Here is a 13,653-nt window from a genome sequence, read left to right on the forward strand (position 1 = left end):
TGAAAAGGTCATAAATAAGAATACCCGGAATTATCCGGGTATTTTATTATCAGAAAATCAAAGATTAAACTTATACATGAGTGCAACAAGTTCAGCTGTACTCTGGACTTTCAGTTTCCGGTTGATATTTTTTCTATGAGTTTCTACCGTAAAAACGCTTAATTCAAGCAATGTTGCTATTTGCTTGGTTGCATTTCCCTCTTTTATCAAATGTATAATATCCATTTCCCTTGGAGACAGTTTATGATGCATCACAAAAGGATCCTGATCCTTCATCATATCATTTAGCAAAGTATCTTTAGCTACGGGAGGTAAAAAGGTCTGAACTCCGTTCTTGGCATTTACAATAGCTTCTTTCAATACTAAAGCCGTAACATCTTTCATGATAAACCCTGTAGCTCCTGTTTCTTTCGCCTGGGTCATCAACTGAAGATTGTAATACATACTGATAAATACAATCTTTATCTTCGGATATAAAGACAAAACCTTTTGTGCTGCTTCTATACCGTTTAAGTAAGGCATATTAATATCCATCAGAATAATATCTGCAGAAACTGTATTTAATTTCTGCATAAGCATTTTGCCGTCGGTAACTTTCCCTGTAACTCTGAAGCCCTCTAAAGAGTACACAAGCTGCTCCAGCCCGTCAGCAAAAAGTGCATGATCATCTGCGATTATAACGTTTGTAATATTCATTACTGTGTGCTTTTTAACGGAACAACGATAATGACAGTTGTTCCTTGTTTGTTGTGATCAGTATTTATTTGTCCTCCCAGAAATACTACGCGGGAGTGTATATTTTTTAAACCTATCCCTTTAAAATTGTTGTGATCATTAAAGCCTATTCCCTTATCTTCAAAAATCAGTGTTATGTTTTCATCAGCGATTATCAGGTCAATATTAGCCTGAGATGCTTTTGCATGCTTTATAGTATTGTTAATTAATTCATTTATTATCCTGTACAATATGACAGATTGTATTTCATTCAACTGTTCATCTTCTCCGTCTGTATTAAGCCAGAATCTTGTAAGAGCAAAACTATTGAGTTCATCGGTTCTGTTCTTTAAAGTCTGGAATAGACCAATTGTCGAAAAATCTTTGGGTAATAAATCATGAGAAATATTTCTGAGGTCAGCCAATGCTTTCTGTGTAATTTCAATGCTCCGTTCATTATAGGGATTATTTATTGTATCATGCTGATTGGTAATATGGAGCAATAAAGTACTAAGGGTAGCTCCTAAATCATCATGCAAATCCTGCGCTAGTCTTTTACGTTCTTCTTCCTGAGCAGCAATTATATTTTGTGTCATCTCAAGTTTCTGATTTGTCAGTTTTATTGCCAGCTCTTTTTTCTCTTTTTTCAGAACAGAATATCGGTAAATAATACCTGCAAAAATAATCAGTGATTCTATAATTAACCCAATCTGAATACTTGTTGGTGGAGATACCAAAACGGATAAATCATTAGTGGTAAGAATAACATAACAGGTTTTGAAAATACTGCCTGCCAGAAAACATACTGCAGCCAAATAAAACCATCCTGGCCGGAATCCCTGTCTTACCCGTAAAATAGCAGCCCATATTATAGAGATAGCAATTCCGGCAATTGAAATCAGATACAGATTACCCGTTATTTTGATTGCTTTCTGTTGTTCAGAAGACCATAAATCTAATAAAATTTTTGAGATCAGTGAAAAAATTAAAAGCCATTTAAAAAGGTTTAGTATATAATATGACTTGATGCTATTTCTTTTCAGTTCCAAAAAAGCAATACCCAATTGTGCCATCAAAATCATGGTTACTGCACCGGCAGAAAACTGAGATATACTGAATATTAGCGGACAATGGGGGAAAAGAAACTGATAATCTGCACCAACACTACTAAGTACCCAAAACAATGCAGCCATTACATAAGCGGCATACAAATAATGTATTCTGTCCCCCAGAGAAATTCCAAGGCACAAATTGATTACCGTATTAAAAAACATAATACCGACAATCACACCTATGATAATATACAACCGCTGCTCTTCTTCTTTAAAAAGTTTATTGCTAATTAACTCCGGAGTTGTACTGAACCGCTCTCCTATTCGTTCAGCCATAATTAAAAAAACAGCAGACTCTCCGGTTTCTAATCTAATAGGAAAAACAAAGTCATGATAAGGGTAATCCCGTGTATCAAATTCTGATTCGGCGCCAGTTTTCATAAACCTTTTAAATCCCGATGAAGTAAGCCTGTAGGCTTCTACATTATTAAGAAAAGGGTAATTGAATTTATAAAAGAGATTATTCTCCGATCCGGATGTATTCTTTATTGTAAATGTAAGCCAGTAATAGTTTCCGGCCACTCCTGAATTTATACTGACTTCAGGAGCAAGTTTTTGTCCTTTTCCATTTTTTAGTAACTGATAAGCTTTATCTGCCGATAATTTTTCTTTTGTCTGAAACCAATATAAATAATTATTAACAGGATATCTGTCTATTCCTGTTACAGCTAAAGTATCATTCACAGATGAAGCATATACCAGCTGATTTATGCAACAACATAAAAGCAGAAGAACAGCACTTAAATATTTATGGTATAACAACTTCATATTCTGTAAAGTTGATAAAATTTCAGATTATATCTATTACCCAAAAACAGGTAGGTAAGATTATTATTAAAGTTACTCTAAATATACAAAATTGCATAGCTAACTGATACCTGCTTTTGGGTATTGTCATCTCTTCTCTGCTAAATTAATTTTGTTAGCAGATACCTTTCTGTTATGATCAAAATATATTTTTTTCTGGTTTTATTTTTTTCTGGTTCTCTAATATTATATGCCCAAGAAAAATACCCTTCCGAGTCTAAAGTCTATATCGGGGTGCAAGCCGGTTCTCCATTATTTTGGGGAGATCTTTCTTCTACGGGAGAAAAATTTCGTCCCGGCTATGGTGGTGGTTTATTTATCGGTTACAGACTTACAAACTGGCTGGCTGTTGAGGTAAATACAGATTATATGACCGGTAAGATAGGTGCTTCCAAATGGCAAACTAATGATTTTATAGACAACCAGGGAGTCATACGCTATACGCAGGGGAATTATAAGTTAGGTGGTATTTACAGTAAGGTTCGTTTATCCCGATATGGAGTGCGATTCCCGGTACAGGTTCTGAACATTTTCAGAAATGAGGGGAAGTTTAACATGGAACTAGCACCCCATCTCTTTCTCAATGATTTTTCAACGGGAATTTATAATATAAACACCAATCAAAAGCTAACAAACGGCGTCAAACCTGAATCACTAAGTTACGCTGTGGGCGGAGATCTTGGCTTCTCTTACAGGATTAATAAACAGACAAGACTGTTTCTGCGCTCATCATTCAGTTGGTTAAACGATGATAAATACGACGGGATTATTACGTATCCGGCATGGAAGGAAAATTTAATGCTTTATACGTCCATTGGCGTTAGCTTCGATATAAACACTCAATAAATAATAATTAAACTATTTGTAACCAATACCATACTATTATGAGCACTAAATTTATTTTCTCTATATGGATGTTTTTGTTGCTGTCTGTCACCTCCTGCCAGCGCACAGACTTCGATGAAATTATGCGCAAACAACAGCAGCAACAAGATCAATTAGACAGCCAGGCAGCACGCATAGCAGCTCTGGAAGCTGCTGTAAAACTCATGAATACTGATATTACTGCCCTAAAAGCAATTACCACTGCATTGCAACAAAATGTAAGTATTATATCCTACAAAGCGACCTCCACAGGATATACACTTACTATGAGTAATGGTACTACAATTAACCTGAGCAATGGAAAAGACGGAACCAACGGTACGAATGGTACAAATGGAAAAGATGGTGTAAATGCTCTGGCTATAGGAGTGAAACAAAATACCGACGGTTTTTACTACTGGACTTTGGACGGAAACTTTATAATACAAAACGGTAATAAATTACCGGTTACAGGTAAAGACGGGCAAAACGGTTCTAATGGCAGTAACGGCAGTAATGGCACAAATGGTATAACACCTTTATTACAGGTGAATACTACAGCTAATCAATGGATGATAAGCTATGATAATGGAAACAGCTGGCAGATTGTGCGGGACTCCTCAGGAAACCCAGTACCTGCAACCGGACCATCGGGCCCAACTGGTCCTATCGGTCCAACAGGCCCACAAGGTCCATCGGGTATACCAGGATTTAGTATTGAAGAAGGTGATGGAATAATAACAGTTACCTATCTGGGAAGTTCTTACACGTTGGTAAAAGCACAGTGGCAAATTTCCTCTGGAAACTGGCATACCCTATTTGTAAGCCCTGAAGGCAATCTGTACGGCACAGGACAAAACAGCTATGGGCAATTAGGTCTTGGTGACAACAATAATCGAAATACCCCTGTATTTATAATGAACAATGTACAGGCAGTAGCCGCAAACGGCTTACATTCTTTAATACTAAAAAAAGATGGCACATTGTGGGCTACAGGTTATAATTATGACGGTCAATTAGGTACCGGGAATAACACCACTCTAAATACACCTGCTCTCATAACAAATAACGTCAAAGCCATAGCTGCTGGTGTCAATTCTTCTTATGCTATTAAAAATGATGGGTCTTTATGGTCAACCGGCAATAATCAGTTTGGACAGCTGGGAATTGGAAATCAGCAATACCGCAATGTTATGACCATGGTTACCAATAATGTGGCTGCTGTTTCTGCTACCTACGCTCATACGCTTATTCTAAAAACGGATGGTTCTGTCTATGGAACAGGAGCCAATAGCAGCTATCAGCTAGGATTAAGTGACACCAGTAATCAGCTTTATCCGGCCTTTATTACTAATAATGTAAAAGCTGTAGCCACAGGCTACCAAACTTATTCTGTAATTCTAAAAAAAGACAACACTGTTTGGGCTACAGGAGCTAATTTGGCTGGTCAATTAGGTACAGGAAACAATACTCCGCTAAACCAATTTGTACAGGTTGCTGATCAGGTAAAAGCTATAAGTCTGGGTACAAGCCACACTATGATACTCAAAACGAATAACACCTTATGGACCACAGGATCTAATATCTATGGCCAACTGGGCATAGGAAGTACAATTAATAGTAATCAATTCACTCAGGTTACCGATAAAGTGGCCTTAATAAATGCAGGAGCACAACACTCTGTTATCATGAAAACAGATGGCAGCTTCTGGACTGCCGGATATAATGATTCCGGACAATTGGGGCTAGGTACTACAGGTTCTAATATTACAAGTTTTACTAAAGTTAATATGCCGTAACAACGATAAAATTAAGATATTTAACAACTAAAAACGTCACAGACAATAAAAATCTGTGACGTTTAATAATTTTTTGAACACTAAGTATAGTTATATTCTAAGCCAAAAAGAACTGGCGCAGCTTCTCCAGATTAGACTTATCACTGCCAGCAAAGATTTCTTTACCCGTAATAAACACTGGTCTTTTCAGAAAACTATAATGGTCCAGAATTAATTCTTTAAAGTCTTCTTCTTTAAGGTTTTTAACATATATTTCTCTGGCTTTAATCTGAGTCGATTTCTTACTGAATAGTGCTTCATATGAATTAGTCAGTTTATACATTTCTGCCAATTCCGATTCCGTAACAGGAGCCGATTTTATTTCTCTAAGTTCCCAGCCATCCAGATTGAACTCAGCCATAATTTTCTTACACGTACCACATGTTTTCAGGTAGAAGACTTTTTTCATTTGTATATTTCTTATATAATATTCAAAAATACCATCTTTAAGAGAGAAATAAAAGCCGGGATTACAAATAATTATTTATTAAAAACCCAGAATCCATTTACTGGCAGCTTCTATATCTGCATCCACACTCGTAGACTGATCTACTAATACATCTGGATTGATAGAACCTATATGATCCTTTTTATCACGATCCGCAGCATTACTAATGGACAACATCAAAGATGAGCCATTTGATAATACAAAAGTTCTGTTTCCGGTAGTATATCCAGCTGTAGGCTGTCCAAATAATTTGGTATTGTCCTGACCTATAAAAGAGACAACAGTAAACTCTCCACTACTTGCAGTTCTCCCTCCTACAAGTAAAGCAATTCTCTCGGGTCTTTTCTTTAGTTTGTATGCATTGGGAACATAAGCATTATTACTCCACACCTTCCCTTCTTTTTCCATAAGCTTCCATGGATTCTTTTTATTATTACTAACAAAATAACCAAGTGTTCCTTTATCTAAAAGCGGTCCCAATCCTGTAATCATTGGATACATATTACCTCCCGTATTTTTTCTGAAGTCAATTATCCAGCCTTTTATATTATTTTTAATATCCAGATCTTTGATCTGATTCTGGATATTTTGTGCATACACAGTCATTGCAGAATCATTTACAGAACCGAATTGCGGAACATTAATATAGCCAATATCACCTGGCAATAACTTACTGGTTGCTCCTTCTAATTTTTTTGTCGGGCTGGAATAATTTGTTGTGGCAGCTACAGACATAAAAAAAGAATGTTTGTCTCCTACTTTTCTAAGTTCAGATATTATATAATCTATTACTGGCTTTGTATCGTTTGTTGTTTTCATTCCAACCGAAAGTGTTTTGATATTTCCATCAATATCATTCCAGTTGAGCTTTTCTCTAAAAAGAGAGTTTAGTTTTACAATATCTCTGATCTCTTTTATAAAAGGTTCTGCCGGCTTATCAGCAGTCGCTTCAATTTTATTTACTGATTCAGTATTTTTAACTTGAGAAAAAGTTATACCTGCATAAAAGATCCCAATTAATGTAAAGAATATACGTTTCATATGTTATTTAGTTCTTATTTGGTGTATTTGGATTTATTTTAATATTAATTGAGTGCATTTGAACTTTCTATCATTCATTATGTCCAAATGAGCGTAAATATACCTATTTTTATTACTTTATAAATCTTATTAAATCATGCATAATACACCAACAACGTTTCAGTTTATCTCAGAACCCACAGATGTTAATTTCGGCGGCAAAGTACATGGCGGTAGTGTAATGAAATGGATAGACCAGGTTGGCTACGCCTGTGCCAGTAATTGGTGCGGAAGTTATGCTGTAACAGTATATGTCGGTGGAATACGCTTTCTGAAACCTATAAAGATTGGTGAACTCATCAAGATTAATGCAAAGGTTATTTATACAGGTTCTTCTAGTATGCATATCATGATCGATGTTTTTTCAAAAGCTGTTACCTCCAAAAAGTATGAAAAGAAGACACATTGTATCATTGTTTTTGTTGCTGTAGACGAAAATGGAAACAAAATAAAGGTGCCACAATGGAAACCGGAAACAGAACATGAGCTTCAATTGGAAGATTATGCAAAAAAATTGATGGCGTTACGTACTGGTATTGAGGATGAAATGAAAGCTTTTCTATAAAACATCGATTAATACTTGCCAGTTCGAAAAAAACGTTATATATTTGCAGTACAATATCGCGGGGTGGAGCAGTAGGTAGCTCGTCGGGCTCATAACCCGAAGGTCGCACGTTCGAGTCGTGTCCCCGCTACTAAATAAAAAGAGAACTCAAATGAGTTCTCTTTTTTTGTATCATATAGTTTAGAACGATTTAAACGTCACAATAAAAAGCTCCGATATAAATCGGAGCTTTTCTTATATTATTTAATCCTTTAATTAAGGCTTTTCATCTGTCAGATCAAATCCCCAGTCTTTACCTTTCATTGTTGCAGGAATACCTTTCGTCATCCATGCAGGAGCTTTTGCTCCTTTCAGGTAATAATCGAAGAACTGCTGTTCTCTAATCTGAATATCTTTTCTGTTCTGACGTTTGATCAGATTATGATCGTCACCATTATAATTAAGCATCCATACCGGTTTACCTAATCTTCTTAATGCTGTAAACATTTCAATTCCCTGATACCATGGCACTGCACCATCTTTGTCATTTGCCATTACCACTACAGGTGTATTTACTTTATCGAAATGGAATAAAGGAGAGTTTTCAATATATAAATCTCTTGCTTCCCATAGAGACTTCCCTATTCTACTTTGAGATTTTTCATATTGGAACTGTCTGTTCATTCCGGATCCCCAACGAATTCCACCATAAGCCGAAGTCATATTTGCTACAGGAGCCCCAGCCCACGCAGCAGCATACATATCGGTTTGAGTAATAAGGTGAGTTACCTGATAACCGCCCCAACTTTGCCCTTGTATACCGATGTGTTGTCCGTCTACCCAAGGATTTTTCTTCAGGTACTCTACCCCGGAATTAATATATTCTACCGCGAATCTTCCAGGATGTCCATCCTCATTATAGGATATATCCGGTGTAAATACTAAATACCCGTTGCTTACAAAATAAGAAATATTCAGACGTGATGGCGTTGGAGCCGGAGCTACATATCTGTTTAAATTCTCAGACAATTTCTCGTAGAAATAAACAATCATAGGATATTTCTTATTCGGATCAAAATTTTCCGGCTTGAACAGAACACCTGTAGACTGATAGCCTTTTGGTGTTGTCCAGTTAACAAGTTCATCTGTTCCCCAGTTATACTGAGCTTGTTGAGGGTTTGTATCAGAAAGCTGAATTTGCTCTTTAAAATCTGAAGTAGCAAACAAGTTAGGAGACTTTACATAAGATTCTTTAGTAAAGATATACTCGTCTGCATCTTTAGCCTTCACTAATGTTTTAAAGCCCCAGACATCCCCTATATATACTTCTTTAGGATCTTTACCCGATAATATTGAAGTTTCGTAAATACCATCTGCTTTTGTAACATTGTTAAAAGCCGAAATATACATTGACTTCTTCCTGTTCAGGCTTTTTATATCCTTATCAAGATTATAAGTATCAAAAGTAATCTTATGTGCTCTTCCATAAGAATTAGTAATATTTCTTGGCGCTTTCTTACCGTTTAAGAAGAATTCCCAAAGGTCATAGCGATCTTTGATAATAACAGATTCATCATTATCTGTCCATGAAGCTATCCCATAAGCATACGGCTTATCCGGCATATCAAATTCTTCATCTGTGAAAGAAACACTCAGGTTCTTATTCAGCTGAGTTGTAACTTTTGTCGCCACACTATAACTGTACCAATTTCCTTTCTCTCTGTCAAAGTAAACGATGTATTTTCCCAGAGGAGATGCAACAGCATTACCATTCAGCTCTTTTACAACTTCCGTAGTATTTCCGTTGATGTTATCAATAAGATAATAGGTTTTTCTATCCGCTCCCTCCCATTGTGACTGGATTCTGGATCCTTTATTAGAAGAACCTAAAACATAAGAAGCATTACCTTCATTAACCAATCTTATCGTATCTGTGTTATCATCACCTAAACTGCGGAATACCTCTGGCTTGTCTGTTTGGAATACTGCTCCGAAAGATTTTTTCAGATCTTTACCCATATTTTTCAACTGAGTTGTCTGTATATAATCATCTTTATAATTCCATACATCTACCACTGCATGATCATTAGCTATTAATGTCGTATCCTTTGCAATTGGCTTCGGTGCTATCCCGAAATAAAGCTGTTTTCCGTTTTTACTGAATATTGGCGCTCTGTTTTCAGAAACAACCCAGCCTTTAGGCAAACTAGTATGCTTATTATTTACAACTGTATTCTTTGCATTTTGAGAGAAATAGTACAGCTGATAATCTTTTACCAGGTCATTTTTAGCAGATAGGGTTCCGATGAAAGCCAGCTTATTTCCTAACTCATCAAACGTTAGTTGAGAGAAATTACCTTCGCCTTCTGTCAGCTTGTTAACAGTCCCTTTTTCAACATCTACCCAATTTACTGTTTGCAAAGCATATTTAACAGGAGCAGACTTATCTTTCTTTTCAGGCTTCTTGTTGTCCTTTTTATCCTTGTCTTTATCTTCAGGTTTCTGAGTTACAAAGATCAACTGTTTTCCGTTTTCACTAAACTGATAACGGACTACATTTTCATACGTAGTTTTCTTTCCCGTCAAAAGATTTACAAGAATAAGATCAGATGGCTTTGTATTCGCGTCATCATCTTTCTTGTCATCTGCATCATCGTCTTTAGCATCTGGTGTAGCCGTCTTATCTTTCATGTTCTCCATCAGATAAGCCATCCATGCGCCTCCCTTTTCCGGAGATTTAAAGGATTGTACATTTGGTATTTTTTCAATCTTCTGAGTAGACAGATTAACAATACCTAATGTATCTTTTGCCAGTTTATCTTTCTTCATCTTTTTATCCTTTACAGCCTTAATATCTTTAAAGAAAGGCTTGATGGAGAATAAAGCAAATTTAGAATCGCTGGTGAAAGATAGTTTACTGCCTCTTGGGAATTCAAGTGAGTTTTTAGATTTTGGAGAAGATAAATACAATTTTGAATTTCCTTCCTGCGGATCAATATTGTACCCGACCCATTTTCCGTCATTAGAAATCTTCCGGCTGCCAACTGACTGCCAGCCATCGTATACTGAATGGTCTAATGGTTTCTTCTGCGCAAATGTACAGACCGATCCCGCCACCAATACAGATGAGAGAATGAATTTTAATTTCATATTATAACACTATTAGTTTTAACAAAGTGCTAAAATTAGGAAATTCCCCATAAAAACAGGTACTATGATTGATGAAAACACAGGAAATAATACATATTCTTAATAAAAGAGCTATCTTTTTGAGAAATAAAAATGCTTAACTTTGTTACATGGCAAAAATTTTAAGAATTTATCCGGAAAATCCACAGGAAAATCTTATTCAGGAAGTTGTAAAAACCCTGGATAATGGTGGCCTTATTATTTATCCTTCGGATACTGTCTATGCTTTGGGCTGCAATATCTTTGATATAAAAGCTATGGAGAAGCTGGCACAGATAAAAGGAGTTAAATTAGAAAAGGCTCATTTTTCCATTATCTGTAATGATCTTAGCCATCTGTCTGAATTTACCAGACCTATAGATACGGCCACATTCAGATTATTAAAGCACTATTTACCTGGTCCTTTCACATTTATTCTGGAAGCCAACAAAACCTTACCCTTAGCCTATAAAGGGCAAAAAACCATAGGAATCCGGGTTCCGGATCATCCTATTCCACAACTTATTGTTTCCAAACTGGGACATCCTATCGCTTCTACTTCTATTAAAGATGACGATGATGTGATAGAATACACCACCGATCCGGAGTTAATAGCTGAAAAATATGATCATCTTGTAGACATTGTTATAGATTCAGGATATGGTGATAACAAAGCATCTACAATAGTAGACCTTACACAGGGCATCCCTGAAGTTGTAAGAGAAGGGAAAGGAAATTTTGAAGATTAAAGACAAACATGAAGATACTTATTTCTCCGGCTAAGCTTATGAATATCGATAATAAAACCGATATGCTAAAGGCCAGCACACCCAAGTTTATAGAAGAGGCAGCACACATCCAGAAATATTTAAAAGAAAAAGATCCTAAATTCATTAAGGATCTTATGCATATTTCAGATAAGCTGGCCAACGAAAACTGGGAAAGAAACCAAAACTGGACACCAAAACCTACTACCAAAAACTCTACTTCTGCTATGTTTGCATTTGCAGGTGAAGTATATCGCGGTTTAGATGTAAAAACACTGGATAAAAATGCTGTTGACTTTCTGCAAAAAAATTTAAGGATGCTATCCGGACTTTACGGTTTATTGAAACCTTCGGACAAAATAATGCTGTACAGGCTGGAAATGGGCTGCGGCTTCAGCTTTGAAAACTATAAAAACCTTTATGACTTCTGGGCAGATAAAGTTACGGATGAAATCAATCATCAGCTTAAAGCAAAAGACTTCGTTCTGAATCTTGCCAGCAATGAATATTCAAAGGTTGTAAACAAAAAGAAATTAAAAGCTCCCGTTATAGAGTTCGATTTCTATGAAGAAAGAGATGGGAAGAATAAAAACATTGTTGTTTATACCAAACACGCACGAGGACTTGTATCAAGATTCTGTGCACTGAACAATATTGAAAAACTGGACGATGTAAAGGCATTTAATCTGGAAGGTTATCTCTTCAATGACAAGCTATCTACCGAACATCATTTTATTTTTACCCGATAGGCATTGAAAATTCAGGAATTACAACAGCTTTATTCAAAAGAGCTGACATTACTATATTCGGAAAATGAAATCCAAAAACTGTTCACCTACTTTGCTGAAGAATATCTACAGTATAACAGTATTCAGCTAAAGATGTATGCCGATCAGGAAGTTGAGGAGGCACAGAAGTTACAGTTTACTCAGGCATTGGAAGAGCTAAAATCAGGCAAACCTTATCAGCAAATACTTGGTAAAGCTTATTTTTATGGTGAAGAGTTTTTCGTCAATGAAAATGTCCTGATTCCGCGTCCGGAAACAGAAGAACTTATTGAACTTATTTTAGAAAAACTTCCTGCTGATAAAAAATTAAAAATTCTGGATATTGGAACAGGTTCCGGCTGTATTGCTATCACCATTGCCAAGCACCTTAAACAAGCAAATGTCTATGCGTTGGATTATTCCAAAAAAGCGCTGGAAATGGTAAAGAAAAATGCAGTACTACACAACGTCAATATTCATTTTATTCAACAAGATTATCTGAATACAGAGTTATCAGAAGTTTTTGATGTCATCATCAGCAATCCACCTTATATTGGCACTGAAGAGGAGGTTGATATAGAAAATAGTGTAAAAGATTTTGAGCCTATGATGGCATTGTTTGCACCACAAAATGACGTATTAGCTTTTTATCGTAAGATTGCTAATGACACAGATAATAAGCTTGCAGATGGAGGTTATATTTTTCTGGAAATTAATCAGAAACTAGGACCCGAAACATTGAAACTATACAAAAATAAATTGTCCGAAGCACACCTGTTAAAAGATATTTCGGATAATGACCGAATGATATGGGGAAGAAAATAAATAATAACACCTTATAGATTTCGAAAATCTATAAGGTGTGTATTAGGTATAAGCACCATCTACTTATTTCTTTTTTGTATTTTCTTTTTGATACTCTCGGCAATTAATAATGCTTTACCTGCAATTAGCATAAAGACATGTATTAACATCGATATAAATAAATACCCCGAGAATTCAACCTGTCTCAGAAACTTATATTTAATATTTTGTTTTATTTCAAGGTGCCCGGATTTTATATCAGTAAAATCTATAGCGTCGATTTCAGCCTCAGATACTGACTCTGCCATATAATAAAGGTTTCTACTTCTACACCCTCTATAAAAGGCACTAGTAACTTTAGCTGGACTCAAAATAAAGCCCGTTGATAGTGCGAAAAGATTCATTACAGAAACTATAGGCTTCCGGCAGCTTCTCGATCCCAATTCCCATGCACTAACTTCGCTTTCTCCGATTCTATCTATACCATATTCTGTTATAATATGATGTATATCGTGGAATTTTAAATACTTCCGCCTTGCACTTATATTTGGAACAGGCGCCAAAATACAACCTATATAAACTCTCACACAATGAGATGAAAAGTCTTTAGACAGATTTAGCCGGTTGAACTTGTAAAACCCGATAAGGGCTTCCTTAACGGATAAAGGAAAAATATCATCTGGTGGATTATTCATTATTGTATTTTATTTTTTATTTAAACAGCACTGATTATAATACTA

General features: G+C 35.9%; 12 protein-coding genes and 1 tRNA gene. 7 read left to right on the top strand and 6 right to left on the bottom strand.

Annotation, left to right across the window (positions count from 1 at the left end; all coding sequences use genetic code 11):
* Positions 1 to 57: 57 nt before the first annotated feature.
* Both BAZ10_RS03645 and BAZ10_RS03650 read right to left on the bottom strand, forming a co-directional pair.
* A complete protein-coding gene (locus BAZ10_RS03645; protein ID WP_078770892.1) occupies positions 58 to 696 on the bottom strand; it encodes a response regulator transcription factor in 639 nt (212 codons plus the stop codon).
* A complete protein-coding gene (locus BAZ10_RS03650) occupies positions 696 to 2,594 on the bottom strand; it encodes a sensor histidine kinase (protein ID WP_245803735.1) in 1,899 nt (632 codons plus the stop codon). The genes BAZ10_RS03645 and BAZ10_RS03650 overlap by 1 nt, the downstream gene beginning before the upstream one ends.
* Before the next feature lie 174 nt (positions 2,595 to 2,768).
* On the opposite strand from BAZ10_RS03650, the gene BAZ10_RS03655 reads away from it, so the two are divergent.
* The gene (locus BAZ10_RS03655; RefSeq protein ID WP_078770893.1) at positions 2,769 to 3,479 is read left to right on the top strand and encodes a porin family protein; all 711 of its coding nucleotides are present in this window, start codon (positions 2,769 to 2,771) and stop codon (positions 3,477 to 3,479) included.
* A 38-nt stretch (positions 3,480 to 3,517) separates the two neighbouring features.
* Positions 3,518 to 5,296 (top strand): PL29 family lyase N-terminal domain-containing protein, encoded by a 1,779-nt coding sequence (locus tag BAZ10_RS03660; protein ID WP_245803736.1) that lies wholly within the window; start codon positions 3,518 to 3,520, stop codon positions 5,294 to 5,296.
* A gap of 97 nt (positions 5,297 to 5,393) precedes the next feature.
* Here BAZ10_RS03660 and BAZ10_RS03665 read toward each other — a convergent pair whose 3' ends face one another.
* Positions 5,394 to 5,744 carry an arsenate reductase family protein gene (locus BAZ10_RS03665; protein ID WP_078770894.1) on the bottom strand — a complete coding sequence of 117 codons (351 nt, stop codon included), beginning with the start codon at positions 5,742 to 5,744 and terminating at the stop codon, positions 5,394 to 5,396.
* A gap of 78 nt (positions 5,745 to 5,822) precedes the next feature.
* Entirely contained in the window at positions 5,823 to 6,824 is a 1,002-nt protein-coding gene (locus BAZ10_RS03670; protein WP_078770895.1) for a S41 family peptidase, read from the bottom strand.
* A 136-nt stretch (positions 6,825 to 6,960) separates the two neighbouring features.
* Between BAZ10_RS03670 and BAZ10_RS03675 the strand changes: the two genes are divergently transcribed.
* Both BAZ10_RS03675 and BAZ10_RS03680 read left to right on the top strand, forming a co-directional pair.
* Positions 6,961 to 7,428, top strand: coding sequence for an acyl-CoA thioesterase (locus BAZ10_RS03675; protein ID WP_021346919.1), 468 nt, complete (start codon positions 6,961 to 6,963; stop codon positions 7,426 to 7,428).
* Positions 7,429 to 7,485: 57 nt separating this feature from the next.
* Positions 7,486 to 7,558: transfer RNA gene (locus tag BAZ10_RS03680), tRNA-Met, on the top strand.
* Positions 7,559 to 7,683: 125 nt separating this feature from the next.
* Here BAZ10_RS03680 and BAZ10_RS03685 read toward each other — a convergent pair.
* Positions 7,684 to 10,557 (bottom strand): alpha/beta hydrolase family protein, encoded by a 2,874-nt coding sequence (locus tag BAZ10_RS03685; protein WP_078770896.1) that lies wholly within the window; start codon positions 10,555 to 10,557, stop codon positions 7,684 to 7,686.
* A gap of 149 nt (positions 10,558 to 10,706) precedes the next feature.
* Here BAZ10_RS03685 and BAZ10_RS03690 point away from each other — a divergent pair, with 149 nt between their 5' ends.
* The 3 genes from BAZ10_RS03690 to prmC are packed head-to-tail and all read left to right on the top strand — an operon-like array spanning position 10,707 to position 12,934.
* A complete protein-coding gene (locus BAZ10_RS03690) occupies positions 10,707 to 11,324 on the top strand; it encodes an L-threonylcarbamoyladenylate synthase (protein WP_058879036.1) in 618 nt (205 codons plus the stop codon).
* Between the two features lie 8 nt (positions 11,325 to 11,332).
* Positions 11,333 to 12,091 (top strand): peroxide stress protein YaaA, encoded by a 759-nt coding sequence (gene yaaA / locus BAZ10_RS03695; RefSeq protein WP_078770897.1) that lies wholly within the window; start codon positions 11,333 to 11,335, stop codon positions 12,089 to 12,091.
* A gap of 3 nt (positions 12,092 to 12,094) precedes the next feature.
* Positions 12,095 to 12,934, top strand: coding sequence for a peptide chain release factor N(5)-glutamine methyltransferase (prmC, locus tag BAZ10_RS03700; protein WP_078770898.1), 840 nt, complete (start codon positions 12,095 to 12,097; stop codon positions 12,932 to 12,934).
* A gap of 59 nt (positions 12,935 to 12,993) precedes the next feature.
* Here the strand turns inward: prmC and BAZ10_RS03705 are convergent, their stop codons facing one another.
* Positions 12,994 to 13,608: a hypothetical protein gene (locus BAZ10_RS03705; RefSeq protein WP_059155748.1), complete on the bottom strand. Its 615-nt coding sequence runs from the start codon at positions 13,606 to 13,608 to the stop codon at positions 12,994 to 12,996.
* Positions 13,609 to 13,653: the final 45 nt, after the last annotated feature.

The sequence above is a fragment of the Elizabethkingia occulta genome, from assembly GCF_002023715.1.
Lineage (GTDB): Bacteria > Bacteroidota > Bacteroidia > Flavobacteriales > Weeksellaceae > Elizabethkingia > Elizabethkingia occulta.